The sequence below is a fragment of the Gallibacterium salpingitidis genome (assembly GCF_030517105.1).
Taxonomy (GTDB): Bacteria; Pseudomonadota; Gammaproteobacteria; order Enterobacterales; family Pasteurellaceae; genus Gallibacterium; species Gallibacterium salpingitidis.
Genome location: NZ_CP103875.1, coordinates 2,822,100 through 2,839,612 on the forward strand (window position 1 = coordinate 2,822,100; position 17,513 = coordinate 2,839,612).

General features: G+C 37.6%; 18 protein-coding genes. 14 read left to right on the forward strand and 4 right to left on the reverse strand.

The annotated features are described in order from the left end of the window. Nucleotides 1-3 precede the first annotated feature (3 nt). Nucleotides 4-597 carry a YajG family lipoprotein gene (locus tag NYR30_RS13555; RefSeq protein ID WP_066107771.1) on the reverse strand — a complete coding sequence of 198 codons (594 nt, stop codon included), beginning with the start codon at nucleotides 595-597 and terminating at the stop codon, nucleotides 4-6. A 101-nt stretch (nucleotides 598-698) separates the two neighbouring features. On the opposite strand from NYR30_RS13555, the gene NYR30_RS13560 reads away from it, so the two are divergent. The 11 genes from NYR30_RS13560 to mnmA all read left to right on the forward strand — a co-directional run bounded on the left by NYR30_RS13560 (nucleotide 699) and on the right by mnmA (nucleotide 10,287). Further along, complete coding sequence (locus NYR30_RS13560) at nucleotides 699-1,007, forward strand: BolA/IbaG family iron-sulfur metabolism protein (protein ID WP_066107768.1); 309 nt, start codon at nucleotides 699-701, stop codon at nucleotides 1,005-1,007. A 457-nt stretch (nucleotides 1,008-1,464) separates the two neighbouring features. Beyond that, entirely contained in the window at nucleotides 1,465-2,805 is a 1,341-nt protein-coding gene (locus NYR30_RS13565; protein WP_066111761.1) for a Na(+)-translocating NADH-quinone reductase subunit A, read from the forward strand. Nucleotides 2,806-2,807: 2 nt separating this feature from the next. Then, entirely contained in the window at nucleotides 2,808-4,046 is a 1,239-nt protein-coding gene (locus NYR30_RS13570) for an NADH:ubiquinone reductase (Na(+)-transporting) subunit B (RefSeq protein ID WP_066111692.1), read from the forward strand. After that, nucleotides 4,039-4,806 (forward strand): Na(+)-translocating NADH-quinone reductase subunit C, encoded by a 768-nt coding sequence (locus NYR30_RS13575; protein WP_066111690.1) that lies wholly within the window; start codon nucleotides 4,039-4,041, stop codon nucleotides 4,804-4,806. Before NYR30_RS13570 ends, NYR30_RS13575 begins: the two co-directional genes overlap by 8 nt. Beyond that, nucleotides 4,799-5,428 (forward strand): NADH:ubiquinone reductase (Na(+)-transporting) subunit D, encoded by a 630-nt coding sequence (locus NYR30_RS13580; RefSeq protein ID WP_066107759.1) that lies wholly within the window; start codon nucleotides 4,799-4,801, stop codon nucleotides 5,426-5,428. Before NYR30_RS13575 ends, NYR30_RS13580 begins: the two co-directional genes overlap by 8 nt. A 4-nt stretch (nucleotides 5,429-5,432) precedes the next feature. Next, complete coding sequence (gene nqrE, locus NYR30_RS13585) at nucleotides 5,433-6,029, forward strand: NADH:ubiquinone reductase (Na(+)-transporting) subunit E (RefSeq protein WP_066107756.1); 597 nt, start codon at nucleotides 5,433-5,435, stop codon at nucleotides 6,027-6,029. 13 nt (nucleotides 6,030-6,042) lie between these two features. Beyond that, entirely contained in the window at nucleotides 6,043-7,266 is a 1,224-nt protein-coding gene (gene nqrF / locus NYR30_RS13590; protein WP_066111689.1) for an NADH:ubiquinone reductase (Na(+)-transporting) subunit F, read from the forward strand. 21 nt (nucleotides 7,267-7,287) lie between these two features. Further along, entirely contained in the window at nucleotides 7,288-8,343 is a 1,056-nt protein-coding gene (locus NYR30_RS13595; RefSeq protein WP_066111687.1) for an FAD:protein FMN transferase, read from the forward strand. Next, complete coding sequence (gene nqrM, locus NYR30_RS13600) at nucleotides 8,343-8,570, forward strand: (Na+)-NQR maturation NqrM (RefSeq protein ID WP_066107747.1); 228 nt, start codon at nucleotides 8,343-8,345, stop codon at nucleotides 8,568-8,570. The genes NYR30_RS13595 and nqrM overlap by 1 nt, the downstream gene beginning before the upstream one ends. A 55-nt stretch (nucleotides 8,571-8,625) precedes the next feature. After that, on the forward strand, nucleotides 8,626-8,985 hold the full coding sequence (locus NYR30_RS13605; protein ID WP_066111759.1) for a WG repeat-containing protein: 360 nt from the start codon (nucleotides 8,626-8,628) through the stop codon (nucleotides 8,983-8,985). Between the two features lie 147 nt (nucleotides 8,986-9,132). Further along, complete coding sequence (gene mnmA / locus NYR30_RS13610; RefSeq protein ID WP_066111685.1) at nucleotides 9,133-10,287, forward strand: tRNA 2-thiouridine(34) synthase MnmA; 1,155 nt, start codon at nucleotides 9,133-9,135, stop codon at nucleotides 10,285-10,287. 41 nt (nucleotides 10,288-10,328) lie between these two features. On the opposite strand, the gene NYR30_RS13615 is transcribed toward mnmA, so the two are convergent. The 3 genes from NYR30_RS13615 to cscK are packed head-to-tail and all read right to left on the reverse strand — an operon-like array spanning nucleotide 10,329 to nucleotide 13,750. Then, complete coding sequence (locus NYR30_RS13615) at nucleotides 10,329-11,345, reverse strand: LacI family DNA-binding transcriptional regulator (RefSeq protein ID WP_066111683.1); 1,017 nt, start codon at nucleotides 11,343-11,345, stop codon at nucleotides 10,329-10,331. Further along, nucleotides 11,342-12,808, reverse strand: a complete 1,467-nt coding sequence (locus tag NYR30_RS13620; RefSeq protein ID WP_302501376.1) for a glycoside hydrolase family 32 protein — start codon at nucleotides 12,806-12,808, stop codon at nucleotides 11,342-11,344. The genes NYR30_RS13615 and NYR30_RS13620 overlap by 4 nt, the downstream gene beginning before the upstream one ends. Nucleotides 12,809-12,826: 18 nt before the next feature. Beyond that, on the reverse strand, nucleotides 12,827-13,750 hold the full coding sequence (cscK, locus tag NYR30_RS13625) for a fructokinase (RefSeq protein ID WP_066111678.1): 924 nt from the start codon (nucleotides 13,748-13,750) through the stop codon (nucleotides 12,827-12,829). 202 nt (nucleotides 13,751-13,952) lie between these two features. Here cscK and NYR30_RS13630 point away from each other — a divergent pair, with 202 nt between their 5' ends. From NYR30_RS13630 to NYR30_RS13640, 3 genes are all read left to right on the forward strand, one after another. Then, entirely contained in the window at nucleotides 13,953-15,377 is a 1,425-nt protein-coding gene (locus tag NYR30_RS13630; RefSeq protein ID WP_066111676.1) for a sucrose-specific PTS transporter subunit IIBC, read from the forward strand. Between the two features lie 321 nt (nucleotides 15,378-15,698). Beyond that, nucleotides 15,699-17,213 (forward strand): sodium-dependent transporter, encoded by a 1,515-nt coding sequence (locus tag NYR30_RS13635; RefSeq protein ID WP_066111674.1) that lies wholly within the window; start codon nucleotides 15,699-15,701, stop codon nucleotides 17,211-17,213. Next, the gene (locus tag NYR30_RS13640) at nucleotides 17,210-17,302 is read left to right on the forward strand and encodes a methionine/alanine import family NSS transporter small subunit (protein ID WP_082966195.1); all 93 of its coding nucleotides are present in this window, start codon (nucleotides 17,210-17,212) and stop codon (nucleotides 17,300-17,302) included. The genes NYR30_RS13635 and NYR30_RS13640 overlap by 4 nt, the downstream gene beginning before the upstream one ends. Nucleotides 17,303-17,513: the final 211 nt, after the last annotated feature.

The following is a 17,513-nucleotide window of genomic DNA, read 5'->3' on the forward strand; positions in this document are numbered from 1 at the left end:
ATCTTAATGAGATAAACGAAGAATTGCGTTTGATACTTCTTGATCTTGATGGAGTTCTTTCACTGCATCATCAAATGCTTGACCTAACACTTTTTGAATTTCTTCAGTTTTCGCGTTGAAAGCGCCTTCTTGTGAACGGCGAGTTTCAATATTCTTACTGTATTCACCTTTTGCGCTTTGTACTTGGATGGTTAATTGTACAGAAGCATCTACTTTGTAACGCACGTTACCTTGGTTCACATTCGCATAGAATTGTTTAACATTGACAGTAACATTGGTTGGCGCATTTCCTGGTAAAATTCGGAAGCCTTTACTATTTAAATCTTGTTGTAAAGATTGTTGGAATAGTTCTGCAACGGAAGGTTGTGCATAAATTGGATAAAGTTGGCCATTATTCACATATTGTGAAATTGATTGATTGGCACGTAAATCACGAGCAGCAACACTCACGCTTGCAGTTTGGTTTTGTGCATTAAATGGACCTACTGCAGCAGGTGGAGTGAAGGTAATGGTATTTGGTTGATTTTGACAGCCAGCAAGTGCAAAGCTTGCAAGCAAAACACTGGCAAGAGATAAGCGTTTTAATGTCTTGTACATAATGAGTTTTCCTATTTATTCATTGTGAGGTTTAAGAGTTTTAATACATCGTATAAAATAGCGAATATTTATATAAATTACAGCATTAGTCAAAAGAAATTATGAATAAACAGCAACAAATTACCCTCTTATTACAACAAGAATTTTCTCCACTCCATCTAGAAATCATTAATGAAAGCCATATGCACAGTTCTGGTAAAGGGGCTGAATCTCATTTTAAAGTTATTTTGGCGTCGGAACGTTTTGTTGGTATGCGTGCGGTTGCTCGTCATCGTTTAATTTATCAATTGCTTGCTGATCAGTTAGCTGCTGGAGTGCATGCATTAGCGTTACATCTCTATACACCAGAAGAATGGCAAAATTTACAAGAAGTTCCAGCTTCACCTAACTGTATGGGGCATGGTCAGTAATATACTTCTAAAGTAGTATTTGTTTGATTTTCTGAGAGAATTTTTAGGTAATTTTATTGAAAAATATCAAATTTTTCACATTTTTTTCAAAAACGACGTTCATTTACTAGAATTAATGGGGTGGTTTTGGTTAGAATAAACCGTTTTATATATCCTTGTTCACCCCTTGTAATTATTATTATTAATTATTTAATTCATTGTTTTGGTTAATATTTTTAACCTGAACAAGGATTTGTACAGATTTGAGTTTTAAAATTAAGTGGACAGTGCAATCGTTAACTTAACGATTTGTGAAGAGATTATCGCCTTGTTTTTCAAAGAGAAGTTGTGGGTTCTCTAACAAAAAAGCTAACGTTAAGACTAATGATTCGCTGGAAACTACTCAAACGAGAGATCACTGCAATGATGAGTTGTAGTGATCGTTATGTTTAACCCAACGAAAAGTAGTGCAAACGATATGATTACAATTAAAAAAGGCTTGGATCTTCCTATTGCTGGGAAGCCAGCACAAGTAATCCACGATGGAGCTACCATCTCTGAAGTTGCCGTACTTGGCGAAGAATATGTTGGTATGCGTCCTTCGATGAAGGTGCGTGAGGGTGATGCGGTGAAGAAAGGTCAGGTACTTTTTGAAGATAAAAAGAATCCTGGTGTTGTTTTTACTGCACCTGCCTCAGGAACAGTAACTGCGATTAATCGTGGTGCTAAGCGTGTTTTACAATCTGTTGTGATTAAGCTAGAAGGTGATGCTGAAGTTACTTTTGCTAAGTATAGCGTTGAACAATTAGCCACTCTTACCGCTGAGCAAGTCAAACAAAACTTGATCGAGTCTGGCTTGTGGACAGCGTTCCGCACTCGTCCATTTAGTAAAATCCCAGCAGTAGATAGCAAACCAAGCTCTATTTTTGTCAATGCAATGGATACCAATCCATTAGCGGCAGATCCTACAGTTGTGATTAAAGAAAATGCAGAAGCGTTTCAACATGGTTTAACCGTATTAAGCCGTTTACATGAAGGAACACTTTTTGTGTGTAAAGCAGCTGGCGCAAACGTACCAAGCGTAAATGCCGCAAACGTACGCGTTGAAGAGTTCTCAGGCCCTCATCCAGCAGGTTTGAGTGGTACTCACATTCATTTTTTAGATCCAGTAAGCATTAACAAATTTGTTTGGTATATCAATTACCAAGATGTGATCGCAATTGGTAAATTGTTTACCACTGGTGAATTATCAGTAGAACGTGTTATTTCTTTAGCTGGTCCACAAGTTAAAAATCCTCGTCTTATCCGTACTCGCTTAGGGGCAAATCTTGAACAATTAACCGCAGGTGAGTTAGCAGAAGGTGAAAATCGTGTGATTTCTGGTTCCGTATTAAACGGTGCGATTGCAAAAGGTCCAGTGGCTTATTTAGGCCGTTATCACCAACAAGTTTCTGTGATCGCAGAAGGTCGTGATAAAGAATTCTTAGGCTGGATTTCACCAGGTGCAAATAAATTCTCTATTACACGTACTGTATTAGGGCATTTCGGTAAGAAACTCTTTAACTTTACTTCTGCAGTAAATGGTGGTCATCGTGCAATGGTACCAATTGGTAACTATGAACGTGTGATGCCATTAGATATTATCCCGACATTATTACTACGTGATTTAAGTGCAGGCGATACAGACAGCGCCCAAGCATTAGGTTGTTTAGAGCTGGATGAAGAAGATTTAGCGCTTTGTACCTTTGTTTGTCCGGGTAAAAACGAATACGGTCCAATGCTGCGTGCAGCCTTAGATAAGATCGAGAAGGAAGGTTAAAAATGGGTTTAAAACATCTTTTAGAGAAAATGGAACCTGCATTTTTACCGGGTGGTAAATATGAAAAATGGTACGCCTTATATGAAGCAACGGCGACATTCTTATATACACCAGGTACAGTAACGGGGAAGGCTTCTCATGTCCGTGATGCGTTAGATTCTAAACGTATGATGGTGTTAGTGTGGTTGGCATTATTCCCAGCAATGTTCTATGGAATGTTTAACGTAGGTGCACAATCAATCTTAGCGTTGAGCATTGGTGATTTTGCACAAAATCTTGCACAAAATGTGGCACATGATTGGCATTTTGCGTTGGCTAATGCGTTGGGGCTAGTTTCACCTGATGCAGGTGTATTAGCAAAAATGGCGTTAGGTGCGATTTTCTTCCTACCAATTTACATTACTGTGTTTATTGTAGGTGGTTTCTGGGAAGTTTTATTTGCGACTGTGCGTAAACATGAAATTAATGAAGGTTTCTTTGTTACTTCTATTTTGTTAGCACTAATTGTTCCGCCAACTTTACCGTTATGGCAAGCAGCATTAGCAACAACCTTTGGTGTTGTAGTTGCGAAAGAAGTTTTTGGTGGTGTAGGTAAAAACTTTATGAACCCTGCATTAGCGGGTCGTGCGTTCTTATTCTTCGCTTATCCGGCACAAATTTCAGGTGACTCAGTTTGGGTGGCAGCGGATGGCTTCTCTGGAGCAACAGCGCTTTCTCAATGGGCAGCTGGTGGTGAAGGTGCGTTAAAACAAGTTACTACTGGTCAACCAATTCAATGGATGGATGCTTTCCTAGGAAATATTCCAGGATCTATTGGTGAAGTTTCAACATTAGCACTATTAATCGGTGCAGCGGTTATCGTATTCGCACGTATTGCTTCTTGGCGCATTATCGCTGGGGTAATGATCGGTATGATCGCAACTTCTTCACTATTCAATTTAATTGGTTCAGCGACTAACCCAATGTTCTCAATGCCTTGGTACTGGCACTTAGTATTAGGTGGTTTCGCTTTAGGGATGTTGTTTATGGCAACTGACCCAGTTTCAGCTTCATTTACCAATAAAGGAAAATGGTGGTATGGCGCATTAATCGGCGTAATGTGTGTATTAATTCGTGTTGTAAACCCAGCTTATCCAGAAGGTATGATGTTAGCTATTTTATTCGCTAACTTATTTGCACCATTGTTCGATTACATTGTTGTTCAAGCGAATATCAAACGTAGGAGAGCGCGTAATGTTTAAGAAAGATAGTGTTATCGGCACACTGGTTGTTGTCGTGTTGGTAAGTTTAGTGTGCTCAGTTATCGTAGCGGGTTCTGCGGTATCGTTAAAACCACGTCAACAAGAACAAAAATTGTTAGATAAACAAAAAAATATTCTTAGTGTGGCAGGTTTATTAAAAGCTGGTAGCAATGTAACAGATTCATTTAATAAGTATATTGAACCACGTTTAGTGGATTTAAATAGTGGTGATTTTGTTGCTAATAAAGCGAACTTTGATGCAGCTAAGGCTGCAAAAGATCCAGCAACAAGTATTGCATTAGGTGAAGACGATATTGCGAAAATTGGTCGTCGTGCTAATTATGCTGAAGTTTATCTTGTAAAAGGTGATGACGGTAAAATTAAGCAAGTTGTATTACCAGTTTATGGTACTGGACTTTGGTCTGTAATGTACGGCTTTATTGCAGTACAGCCAGATGGCAACACAATTGATGGTATTACTTACTACGATCAAGGAGAAACTCCGGGATTAGGGGGTGAGATTGAAAACCCTAAATGGCAATCAACTTTCGTTGGAAAAACAATTTTCAATGAACAAAACCAAGTTGCATTACATGTAAGTAAAGGTGGTTCATCTGATAAAGCACATGGTATTGATGCATTATCAGGAGCAACTTTGACCAGCAATGGTGTAAACAATACATTCAAATTCTGGTTTGGCCCGAAAGGCTTTGGTCCTTTCTTAGCTAAACTTAAAGAAGGGGTATTAAACAATGGCTGAGAAACAAAGTAAAAAAGGGTTATTGCTTAACCCAGTAATTAATAACAACCCAATTGCCTTACAAATTCTTGGGATCTGCTCAGCATTAGCGGTAACAACTAAGCTTGAAACTGCGATTGTAATGGGAATTTCTGTGAGTTTAGTAACTGCGTTTTCAAGTTTCTTTATTTCTTGTATTCGTAATTACATTCCGAACAGTATTCGTATTATTGTGCAAATGGCAATTATTGCGTCATTAGTTATCCTTGTTGACCAAATTTTGCGAGCTTATGCTTACAACATTTCTAAACAATTATCGGTATTCGTTGGTTTGATTATTACTAACTGTATCGTAATGGGACGTGCTGAAGCCTTTGCGATGAAGGAAAATCCAATTGATAGTTTCCTTGATGGTATTGGTAACGGTTTAGGATATGGTGCAATGTTAATTGTTGTGGCATTTATTCGTGAATTAATCGGTTCAGGTAAATTATTTGGTGTAACAGTTTTCCAAACTATTCAAGATGGCGGTTGGTATCAAACCAATGGTTTATTCTTATTAGCACCAAGTGCATTCTTTATTATCGGTTTCATCATCTGGGGTCTCAGAACTTGGAAACCAGAACAAGTAGAGAAGGATTAATACCATGGAACACTATATTAGTTTATTTGTAAAATCCATATTTATTGAAAATATGGCGCTTTCCTTCTTCTTGGGAATGTGTACCTTTTTAGCGGTGTCTAAAAAAGTATCTACAGCGTTTGGACTTGGTGTGGCAGTAACAGTGGTATTAGGTATCTCTGTTCCTGTTAATAACGTAGTTTATAACCTTATTTTACGAGATGGTGCATTAGTTGATGGCGTTGATTTAAGTTTCTTAAACTTCATCACTTTTATCGGTGTAATCGCAGCATTAGTGCAAATCTTGGAAATGGTGTTAGATAAATTCTTCCCAGCGCTCTATAACGCATTAGGGATCTTCTTACCGTTAATCACAGTAAACTGTGCGATTTTCGGGGGCGTATCTTTCATGGTACAACGTGACTATACTTTTGGTGAGTCTGTTGTGTATGGTGTTGGCGCAGGTTTAGGTTGGATGTTTGCTATCGTTGCGTTAGCAGGTATCACTGAGAAGATGAAATATTCAGATGTACCAAAAGGGTTAAAAGGCTTAGGAATTACCTTTATTTCTGTTGGCTTGATGGCTCTTGGTTTCATGTCTTTCTCAGGCATCCAGTTGTAAAAGGGGATAAAGCATGGAAATTACATTAGGAATAGCGATGTTTACCGTCATTATTTTAGTATTGGCGGTATTAATCCTGTTTGCTAAATCAAAGCTAGTTAATTCTGGTGATATCACCATTAGTATTAATAATGATCCTGCAAAAGCAATCACATTGCCAGCAGGTGGAAAATTACTAGGTGCATTAGCAAGTCAAGGTATTTTCGTTTCATCTGCTTGCGGTGGCGGTGGCTCATGTGGTCAATGCCGCGTAAAAGTTAAAAGCGGTGGTGGTGATATTCTTCCTACAGAGTTGTCACACATCAATAAAAGAGAAGCGGCAGAAGGTTATCGTCTATCTTGCCAAGTTAACGTCAAAAATAGTATGGATATTGAATTACCAGAAGAAATTTTTGGGGTGAAAAAATGGCAATGTACTGTTATCTCTAATGATAACAAAGCAACCTTTATTAAAGAGTTGAAATTAGCAATTCCAGAAGGTGAAGAAGTACCGTTCCGCGCTGGTGGTTATATTCAAATTGAAGCTGATCCTCATACAGTAAAATATAGCGATTTTGATATTCCTGAAGAGTATCAAGATGATTGGAAAAAATTCAATTTATTCCGTTATGTTTCTAAAGTTGATGAGCATATTACTCGTGCGTATTCAATGGCTTCATATCCTGAAGAAAAAGGGATTATTATGTTGAACGTGCGTATTGCAACTCCACCGCCAAGAAACCCAGATGTACCACCTGGACAAATGTCATCTTACATTTGGTCATTAAAACCAGGTGATAAAGTAACAATTTCTGGTCCATTTGGTGAATTCTTTGCGAAAGATACTGATGCAGAAATGGTATTTATCGGTGGTGGTGCAGGTATGGCGCCAATGCGTTCACATATCTTTGACCAATTAAAACGCTTACACTCTAAACGTAAGATCTCTTTCTGGTATGGTGCACGTTCTAAACGTGAAATGTTCTATGTAGAAGATTTCGATATGTTACAACGTGAGAATGATAACTTCGTATGGCATGTAGCGTTATCAGATCCTTTACCAGAAGATAACTGGACTGGTTATACAGGCTTTATTCACAATGTTCTTTATGAAAACTATCTGAAAAATCATGAAGCACCAGAAGATTGTGAATACTATATGTGTGGACCTCCAGTGATGAATGCAGCAGTAATTAAGATGCTGAAGGATCTTGGTGTAGAAGACGAAAACATCTTGTTAGATGATTTCGGTGGTTGATAAATAAAATATTTATTAATTATGTTATTAAAAAAACTAACTCATTGGCTGGTCCTTGTAGGACTAGCCTTTTTTCTTGTAGCTTGTGGTAAGCAAACGGAGATTGTTACCCTTTCAGGGAAAACAATGGGCACGACATACCATATCAAATATCTTGATAATGGTATTAAGACTGGTCCTGAAATGGCACATCAAAAAATTGATGAAGCACTGAAAGAAGTGAATAATCAGATGTCCACTTATCAACAGGATTCTGAATTAAGTCGTTTTAATCAAAGTAAAGAAATTAATAAAGCATTCCCAGTGTCTGCAGATTTTGCCAAAGTCGTACAAGCGGCGATAGCTTTAAATCAGAAGACAGAAGGTGCGTTAGATGTTACGGTTGGTCCATTAGTGAATCTATGGGGATTTGGACCTGAAAAACGTACGGATAAAGAACCGAGTGCCGAAGAGATTGAAACTCGTAAAGCATGGACAGGTATTGATCATTTAGTCGTAACTGAGGCAGAAGGTAAGCCAGCCTTAATCAAAAAGATCCCAGAACTTTATGTTGATCTCTCTTCTATTGCAAAAGGTTTTGGGGTTGATAAAGTTGCTAGTTATTTAGAAAGTATTGGTGTGACGGATTACCTCGTAGAAATTGGTGGGGAAATTCATACCAAAGGTGTGAATGAGAAAGGTCAACCATGGCAAATTGCGATTGAAAAACCAGAGTTCGATGGTTCTCGTGCAGTAGAACAAATTATTGGTTTAAGTAATTTATCAATGGCAACTTCAGGGGATTATCGCAATTATTTTGAAGAGAATGGTAAACGCTTTTCTCATGAAATTGATCCTAAAACAGGTTACCCATTACAGCATAACCTGGCTTCGATTACTGTAATCGATCCAAGTTGTATGTTGGCAGATGGTTATGCAACCGGGTTATTTGTATTAGGTGCAGAGAAAGCATTAGCTGTAGCCGAAAAAGAGAATCTTGCGATTTATCTGATTATCAAAACGGATAAGGGGTTTGAAACGAAGATGTCTAAGGCTTTTGCTAAGTTGATGGACACTAAGAAAGAAGGAAGTAAGTGATGAAATTATTTTTAGTAACCTTCGGATTTTTTGTAGTAGTGATTTTTGCGATGGCAATTGGCTATATCATTAAGCGTAGAACTATCAGCGGTAGCTGCGGTGGTATTTCTTCTTTAGGGTTAGAAAAAGTTTGTGATTGCCCAGAACCATGCGATAAACGTAAAGCCAAGATGGCGAAAGAAGCTGAACGTCAAGCAAAATTACAAGAAGCGGGACGTATTCTATAAAATGGCTAATTTGAGGTATGTCGCTAAGATGTACCTCAAAGCTAAACCTAATTTTATGAGATTAAAATTACACACTTCTCTAATATTTATCCTTTTTGTATTGAGTTGTACTACTAAAGAACAGTATCGAGCTTATCAGTTTGATAATGGCGATGATTATTTAGTGGAAGGTATGTCACGTGTTGTGGATCAGCAAGGACGTATTGGTTATGTTAATGCTAAAGGAGAATTAGTGATTAAACCGCGATTTACTTGTGCCTTACCTTTTAATGCAGGTAAAGCCAAAGTAACGGAATCTGGAGTAGTGAAAGAAGTTCCCAACTCAAAAGGAGAATACCATTATTGCCAGAGTGATGATTGGTACTATATAGATAAGAACGGCAATAAAGTGAGTGATATTAAAAATATGGAATAAAAAATGGAAGAGCAGCGTTCCTTTTACAGGAAGAACCAATGCCGAATTGCTTTATTGATTCATTCTTTATTATAGGTGGTATTATCCTAATCAATCAGTTATACAAAATGCCATCTAAAAACATAAATTAAAAACAAAGGAAGAAAAATGACATTAATTTCAAAAACATTCACCAGTTTAATCGTTGTTACTCCTGAACAATTTGCTGAAAATCAACAGAAAAAAGTGATTGTAGGGATGTCAGGTGGTGTCGATTCTTCTGTATCAGCCTATATTTTGCAACAGCAAGGTTATCAGGTAGAAGGGCTGTTTATGAAGAATTGGGAAGAAGACGATGGAACTGAATATTGTTCAGCAGCAGCAGACTTAGCCGATGCACAAGCAGTGTGCGATCGTTTAGGTATTCATCTACATAAAATCAATTTTGCGGCTGAATATTGGGATAATGTTTTTGAACATTTCTTACAAGAATATAAAGCGGGTCGCACACCAAACCCAGATATTTTGTGTAATAAAGAGATTAAGTTTAAAGCCTTTTTAGAATATGCAGCAGAAGATTTAGGGGCTGATTATATTGCGACAGGGCATTATGTTCGTCGTCGTGGTGAAGATAATAATGCGCAATTGTTGCGTGGCTTAGATGGTAATAAAGATCAAAGTTACTTTCTTTATACATTAAGTAATAAACAAGTAGGACAGAGCTTATTCCCAGTAGGAGAATTGGAAAAACCGGTAGTACGCCAAATTGCTGAAGAATTGGGTTTAGCGACAGCGAAGAAAAAAGATTCTACTGGTATTTGTTTTATTGGTGAGCGTAAATTCAAAGATTTCTTAGCACGTTATTTGCCTGCACAACCAGGAGATATCCGCACCGTAGATGGTGAGGTTATTGGGCGCCATGATGGATTGATGTATCACACACTAGGGCAACGTAAAGGCTTACGTATTGGCGGCTTAAAGAATGCTGGCGATGAGGCGTGGTATGTCGTAGATAAAGATTTAGAACACAATGAATTAATTGTGGCACAAGGGCATGATCATCCTCGTTTATTTTCAAAAGGATTAATTGCCAGCCAATTACATTGGGTAAATCGTCAGCCATTAACGCAAAGATTACGTTGTACAGTAAAAACTCGCTATCGTCAGCAAGATGTACCTTGTGAGATTATTCCACTGAATGATGAAACAATTGAAGTACGTTTTGATGAACCACAAATGGCGGTAACACCGGGACAATCTGCCGTTTTCTATTTAGAAGAAGTTTGTTTAGGTGGCGGGATTATTGAAGAACAAATTCGCTAATGATGATAAGCCTTTATAGCACGCTATAAAGGCTTATTTCTCTAACTACGCCAAATAATTCGAGCAGGAATAATTTGGTTTTGCACTTCCTCATTTTGTAAGATCGCTTGCAGCATAAGAAATAGCTGTTGGGCAATTTTTTGATGATCTTGCTGTATTGAGTTAATTTTGAATGGCAGACAATTAAGCAATTCATAATCATCAAAAGTAGATAGACGCATTTTGCCTTCCGTCAAATGATCTAATAAATGATGATCATTTAGAAAACGTAACACCCCTTCTAATAAGGCATAAGATCCTGTAAATAAAGCTTCTGGTAAACGTCCTAGTCGTTGATATAGCTGTTCAAATGCTAAATAGGCGCTATCTGCATAATATGAAGTTTGGATAATCCAATCTGCTTGTAAAGCAAGGTTGGCTTTTTGCAGACCTTGTTTAAAGCCTGCTAAACGTGCGGTACTTGGGCGTAACTCGGCTTGACCACCAAGATAATAAAATTCTGTTAGTTGATGACGTTGGCATAAAGTATAGATTAATTCTATTACTGCGCTTTCATCATCAGTAACAATATAAGGTGTTTTACTGTTTTTGGTGCAACGGTCAAGTTGGATGACTGGTACATTAATATTTAAATTGCGATAGTATTCGGCATCATCTTTGATTGGGGTGGTAATCAAAAGATCGATTTGTCGATCTAACAAACGTTCAATTGCAATCGCTTCTTGTTTTAGCAACTCATCGGAACAAGCAATAATAAGCTGTAAACCGTTATCTCGACATAATCTTTCTAAGGTTTTAGTGGTCGCAGCAAACCCTAAATTTGAAAAATCAGGAATTACTAAACCAATGGTATTGCTGCGTTGTGATTGTAATGCTCTGGCGACACTGTTTGCTTTGTAATGGTATTGCTTAGCAATGGCAAGAATCTTTTCTTGCGTTTCCGGTTTTATGCGGAAATTATTGCCACGTCCATTTAACACCATACTGACAGTTGTCTTAGAAACGCCTGTTAATTCTGCAATATCGGCAATAGTCAGGCGTTTAGCATTCGTATTCATAATTCATCCTTGCTGAATTGGATCGGTTGTATTTGACCAATCGTGATTGTAATTGGTTGCTCAACTACGATTGTATTTTGTTTATTTTCAATAAAAAAGCGTGATGTCATCGCTTTTTCGCCTCGATTAAAGAAAATTTCTATAATAGAGTGATCAATAAAGAGTTCGATTTCTTGTAAATTGTCAATTTGACAATAACGTTGTTCACCAAATTTACGCATCGACTCTGTTTGTTCTGTCGCAGAACGATCTAAGCAAAAACAGCCATTTTGATAACTCAATGTCAAATGCTGTTGTAATTCGTTGCTAAATAGCTGCATTTTAAATGGTTGTTGATTAATTTTGATATGTAGATAGCTTTGTGCCAAACCTTCAATATTACTTTGATCGATAACGTGGTATTCCGTCATATTTTCAATTTGTTGATAAACTTGCTCAATCGGACGTTGGTACAATTGATTGTTCTGTAACCAAAGTTTTCTTGGTAAGGTCAGCATAGAATGCCACTGATAGCGATCAGTTGGATATTGTAAATCAGGCAAACCACACCAAGCAAAAAGCATTTTACTCTCTTGAGTAGCAAGGCCAGCAAAACTTTGTGGAGCATAAAAATCGAAACCTTGATCGAGTTCAGCAAACTGTTCTATATGGAAAGTTAAATTCTCTAATTGACCGATGGCATAAGTCGCATGATAGTTATTTTGAAATTGTGTTGTTTCTTGTTTTTTACCTTGTGGCGACCAAATAAAGAGATCTTTACTGCCTAATTTTCCTAAATCTGGGCATTCCCACATAAAAATGCCTTGATTAGCAAAAGGTGTTAAGGTGAGCTCACCTAATAAATGTGGTTGGTCTTGTAAATTTGCCATTTCAAATAACAATGCAGTACCTGAAAGATCTTCTCGTTGTGCTCCTAATACAAAACGAATTTTGCCATCAGCAGTAACGAATGGCTTAGGATCACGACAATGCTCGGTATAACCATTAGGTGCTTGGTTTAGTAATGGGCGTTTTTCTAATAAATGTCCATCTCGATCAAAAATAGCAATATTTTGGAAAGGAATACGTTGATTATCTTCAGAACGACGAGTATTACCGGTGTAAAAAACAACAATCTTATCCTGATAATTAATGGCACCACCAGAGTAGCAGCCATGAGATTCAAATAGCTCATCAGGGATAAGCGCATCTGCTTGCTCAAAATGACAAAAATCTTGCGTGCGATAATGGCGCCAGTGTTTCATACCATGTAACGGGCCAAAAGGGTACCATTGATAAAAAATATGGTAGTGGCTGCCATCAAAAATTAGCCCGTTCGGATCGTTGAGTAGCCCTGTTGATGGGGCAAGATGATAGGCTGGGCGATGATGACAATCACTGGCTACTTGTGCAGCGAGAGTGGCTAATTCATTTGGCTGAGCGGTATATAAGCTACGATATTTTCCTTGATTAAAAACTATCATCTTGCCTCCTAATTATATTTATTGGGTTAATTGTGCTACTTGTTGGCGAGTTGGTAATGCAGACATTGCCCCTTTAGCGGTAGTAGCTAAGCCACCGCAAAGATTCGCTTGTTGAATAGATTGCGCTAACACAGTTTCCTGTTGCCAGTGAGGGTGTTGTGCTAATCCTTGCAACATACCGCCAACAAAAGCATCGCCTGCACCAGTAGTATCAACTACATTGACTTTATTACCAGCAATCTTGCCACTGATTTGTTGATAGAAATAAAGCGCGCCATCAGCACCTAGTGTCACCAAAATTAATTTGTCTGGATACTGTTGTCGTGTTTGAATAATCGCTTGTTCCAGATCTGGATTATGGCTTAGTAAGCAGATTTCTTCTTCAGAAAATTTTATCACGTCTGCCATCGCCACCATTTTATTGACTTCTTCAATCATAACGTTTTCATTCAGCCATAAACTTGGACGTAAATTTGGATCAAAAGAAACGAAACCGCCAGCTTGCTTAATTTGTGTGACTGCATGTTGTACTGTGGTGCGTGAAGGTTGGTTGATCAAAGCAATTGAACAAAAATGTAGCCATTGGTTTTTCTCGAATTTAGGTAAGTCGTCAATCTCCAAAAATTGATCAGCACTTGGATTTACCATAAAAGTAAAAGTGCGTTCACCATGTAAATCTAAATCAACGATAACAGTTGAAGTACGATGTATTGGATCAAGATACATATGATCAATTGCAACACCTTCTTGTTGCAAAGTTTGACGTAAAAATCTCCCTAAAGGATCATTACCAACACGACCAATAAAAGCACTTTTTCCTGAAAGACGTGAAATTGCCACTGCGACATTAGCGGGTGCTCCACCAGGACAACGTAAATAACGATGTTCTCCATCTGGCAGTAAATCAACAACGGCATCACCTAAAACCCATACTGTATTCATTGCGAAATTCCTCTTGCTGTGTAACTGCAAAAATTTTAGCTAAACCGTTTTAGTTCAGCAATTCTATTTCGATTTTTTCGCTTAAAAATGTTATCTGGATCACAAATTTGACATATTGTTTGTGATCCCAATAGATTTTACTAAAACGTTTTAGCTATAATCCGCGCTGTTGATAACTTAACCACCTACTAGGAGAAAACAGATGGATTTTCCACAAATTGCAAAACAGCTCATTGAGAAGTTGGGCGGTAAAGAAAACATTAGCGGTGTTGCACATTGTTCTACACGTTTACGTTTAGTTTTAAATGATGATAGCAAGGCGAATAAAGAGGCAATTGAGCAAATTGAGGGCGTAAAAGGGCAATTTGCTGTTGCAGGACAATATCAGATTATTTTTGGTGCAGGAACCGTAAATAAAGTTCATGCAGCAATGACAGAAATTTTAGGTTTGGGTGATATGACCAAGAGTGATATCGCCAACTTAAGTGCAGAGAAACAGAATTTTTTACAACGATTAGTAAAAGGATTGGCAGATATTTTCGTTCCTATTATTCCTGCAATTGTGGCTGGTGGTTTGTTAATGGGGTTAGCGAATGTATTTACTGCGCAAGGGCTGTTTATTGACGGAAAATCTTTGATTGATGCTTATCCTAATTTGTCTGATTTGGCGGCAATGATTAATACTTTTGCAAATGCACCATTTGTCTATTTGCCAATTTTGCTAGCTTTCTCAGCGAGTAGAAAATTTGGTGGTAATCCATTCTTAGGTGCAGCATTAGGTATGTTGATGGTACACCCTGATTTATTAAATGGTTGGGGATTTAGCGCTGCTAGCTTATCTGGCAATATTCCTTATTGGGATATTTTAGGCTTCCATATTGAAAAAGTGGGGTATCAAGGTTCTGTTTTACCGGTTTTAGCAGCAACTTGGATTTTAGCGAAGCTAGAAAATACCTTCCGTAAGGTGATTCCATCTGTATTAGATAACTTATTAACACCATTATTAGCGCTGTTTATTACAGGTATTCTTACTTTCACCTTTGTTGGTCCAATTACCCACAAACTAGGCTTCTTAATTGGTGATGGTTTAACTTGGTTATACGATACAACAGGTTTTATTGGTGGTGCTATTTTTGGTGCACTTTATGCTCCAATCGTTATTACAGGAATGCACCAAACTTTTATTGCTATCGAAACACAATTATTAGCAGACATGGCACATACCGGCGGAACCTTTATTTTCCCTATCGCAGCAATGTCAAATGTGGCACAAGGTGCGGCTTGTTTGGGAGTAATGTTCTTAATTAAAGATGCCAAAGTGCGCGGAATTGCATTACCGTCAGGCATCAGTGCTTTATTAGGGATTACTGAACCAGCAATGTTTGGAGTGAATTTAAAATATCGCTATCCATTTATTGCCGCAATGATTGGTTCAGGCGTATCAAGTGCTTTTATTGCCTTCTTTAATGCTAAAGCGCAAGCATTAGGTGCAGCAGGTTTACCGGGAATTATCTCAATTAAACCAGATAGTATTGCTGTATATTGCATTGGTATGTTGATTTCTTTCGTAGTTACCTTTTCTATTACTTTGTTACTTGGTATGCGAGCAAAAAGAAAAGCAAACTAATCATATAAATTCATGCATCATAAGAATAGAGCTAGGAAATCTAGCTCTATTTTTTTATCTTCCAATAAAAAATTTTTTAACCCGTTTTTTGTACTGACTTTTTCCTTGAAAAATAGCGAGAAAAACTATTTTTTATGACTTTCGAGATGATCTTACCGAAAAGGAGGTAAATTAGTAGTTTTATTGTTGGCGAAAAAGTGAACTTGTTGTGATTTTTTGTTTTTTATTTCAAATAAATAGCGTTGACTATTGAGATTATTTAATTATATTAAGTTACTTCATAATAATATAACGATAAAGTCCAATATATAGGAGGGCTAAATGAGTAATAATGTCAAAACAACAAATCGGGAAACTTTTTCAGGTCGTCGTGCTTTTATTTTAGCTGCAATTGGTTCTGCAGTAGGACTTGGTAATATCTGGCGTTTCCCTTATACCGCATATGAGAATGGTGGTGGTGCATTTATTGTGCCATATATCATTGCGTTATTAACTGCGGGGATTCCATTGCTATTTTTGGATTATGCGATTGGGCATAGACATCGTGGTGCTGCGCCACTTGCCTTTAGACGTTTACACAAAAATTTTGAGATTTTTGGATGGTGGCAAGTATTGGTTAATGTGATTATCGGTATTTACTATGCGGTGGTATTAGGCTGGGCGGCATCATATACCTATTTCTCCATCAATGGAGCTTGGGGAGATAAACCAATAGATTTCTTTGTTGGTGAATTCTTAAAGATGGGTGATATTGCGCAAGGCGTAAGTTTTGAATTCGTTGGCATGGTAGTAGGTCCACTTATTGCCGTATGGTTGGTTGCTTTAGGCGTATTAGCACTAGGTGTTCAAAAAGGGATTGCCAAATCATCAAGCATTTTGATGCCTTTATTGGTGGTAATGTTTGTTATCTTAGTAATTTCAGCTCTTTTATTACCAGGTGCAAGTAAAGGATTAGATGCACTATTCACACCGGACTGGGAGAAATTATCTGATCCAAGTGTGTGGATTGCGGCTTATGGACAAATCTTCTTCTCATTGTCTATCTGTTTTGGGATTATGATTACTTATGCTTCTTACTTGAAGAAAGATTCAGATCTAACTGGCTCTGGTTTGGTAGTAGGTTTTGCAAACAGTAGTTTTGAGTTATTAGCAGGTATCGGTGTTTTTGCTGCGTTAGGTTTTATGGCGGCGGCAAGTGGCCAACAAGTTCATGAAGTTGCAAAAGGTGGTATTGGTTTAGCATTCTTTGCCTTCCCAACAATTATTAATAATGCACCATTTGGTCCTTTACTTGGGGTGTTATTCTTTGGTTCACTTACTTTTGCAGCGTTAACTTCATTTATCTCGGTTATCGAAGTAATCATTGCTTCAGTACAAGATAAATTAAGATTAGGTCGTGTTACTTCAACTTTTGTTGTTGGTATTCCAATGATGATTCTTTCAGTTTCATTATTTGGGACGACTACGGGATTGCCGATGCTAGATGTAATGGATAAATTTGTTAACTATTTTGGTATCGTAGCAGTAGCCTTCTGTTCATTGGTTATCATTGTATCTAACGAAAAATTAGGGTTGTTAGGCAACCATATTAATAAAACTTCATCTTTCAAAGTGGGTTTTGTTTGGCGCTTATGTATTGTTATCACAACAGGTATCCTTGCATTTATGCTCTTTAGTGAAGGCGCTAAAGTATTCCGCGAAGGATATGAAGGTTATCCAAACTGGTTTGTGAACACATTTGGTTGGGGAATGGCGATTTCTTTAGTAGTAGTAGCATTCTTATTAACCCATCTACCATGGAAAAATGAAGAAAAATTTGTGGAGGAAGCAGAATGAGTACAATTGCAATCGTTATGATGGTTATTGCCCTTGTGATTATTTGGGGTGGATTACTAGTTTCCATTAAACGCTTACCAAAAGAGTAAGATAATAGATGACCACACTAGCTATGCAAGTATGCAATAGCTGGTGTGGTTAGCATTTTTTGTGATGTATCGAAAATGCAAGTTTGTTGTAAAAAACAGCAGTTAATAAAAAAATTAAAAAAAATGAAAAAAAGTGCTTGCAAGGTGAATTGAAATCACTATAATGCACCTCCGCAACGACGCGTTGTTGAAGTAAAAAAGAAAACGCGTC

Bases quoted from the DNA above. Each gene is read 5' to 3' on its own strand.
- NYR30_RS13635 (WP_066111674.1), top strand. From the start codon at position 15,699: ATGAGTAATAATGTCAAAACAACAAATCGGGAAACTTTTTCAGGTCGT.
- NYR30_RS13640 (WP_082966195.1), top strand. From the start codon at position 17,210: ATGAGTACAATTGCAATCGTTATGATGGTTATTGCCCTTGTGATTATT.
- NYR30_RS13560 (WP_066107768.1), top strand. From the start codon at position 699: ATGAATAAACAGCAACAAATTACCCTCTTATTACAACAAGAATTTTCT.
- NYR30_RS13595 (WP_066111687.1), top strand. From the start codon at position 7,288: ATGTTATTAAAAAAACTAACTCATTGGCTGGTCCTTGTAGGACTAGCC.
- NYR30_RS13615 (WP_066111683.1), bottom strand. From the start codon at position 11,345: ATGAATACGAATGCTAAACGCCTGACTATTGCCGATATTGCAGAATTA.
- NYR30_RS13565 (WP_066111761.1), top strand. From the start codon at position 1,465: ATGATTACAATTAAAAAAGGCTTGGATCTTCCTATTGCTGGGAAGCCA.
- NYR30_RS13575 (WP_066111690.1), top strand. From the start codon at position 4,039: ATGTTTAAGAAAGATAGTGTTATCGGCACACTGGTTGTTGTCGTGTTG.
- NYR30_RS13605 (WP_066111759.1), top strand. From the start codon at position 8,626: ATGAGATTAAAATTACACACTTCTCTAATATTTATCCTTTTTGTATTG.
- cscK (WP_066111678.1), bottom strand. From the start codon at position 13,750: ATGAATACAGTATGGGTTTTAGGTGATGCCGTTGTTGATTTACTGCCA.
- mnmA (WP_066111685.1), top strand. From the start codon at position 9,133: ATGACATTAATTTCAAAAACATTCACCAGTTTAATCGTTGTTACTCCT.
- NYR30_RS13620 (WP_302501376.1), bottom strand. From the start codon at position 12,808: ATGATAGTTTTTAATCAAGGAAAATATCGTAGCTTATATACCGCTCAG.
- nqrM (WP_066107747.1), top strand. From the start codon at position 8,343: ATGAAATTATTTTTAGTAACCTTCGGATTTTTTGTAGTAGTGATTTTT.
- nqrF (WP_066111689.1), top strand. From the start codon at position 6,043: ATGGAAATTACATTAGGAATAGCGATGTTTACCGTCATTATTTTAGTA.
- nqrE (WP_066107756.1), top strand. From the start codon at position 5,433: ATGGAACACTATATTAGTTTATTTGTAAAATCCATATTTATTGAAAAT.
- NYR30_RS13555 (WP_066107771.1), bottom strand. From the start codon at position 597: ATGTACAAGACATTAAAACGCTTATCTCTTGCCAGTGTTTTGCTTGCA.
- NYR30_RS13630 (WP_066111676.1), top strand. From the start codon at position 13,953: ATGGATTTTCCACAAATTGCAAAACAGCTCATTGAGAAGTTGGGCGGT.
- NYR30_RS13580 (WP_066107759.1), top strand. From the start codon at position 4,799: ATGGCTGAGAAACAAAGTAAAAAAGGGTTATTGCTTAACCCAGTAATT.
- NYR30_RS13570 (WP_066111692.1), top strand. From the start codon at position 2,808: ATGGGTTTAAAACATCTTTTAGAGAAAATGGAACCTGCATTTTTACCG.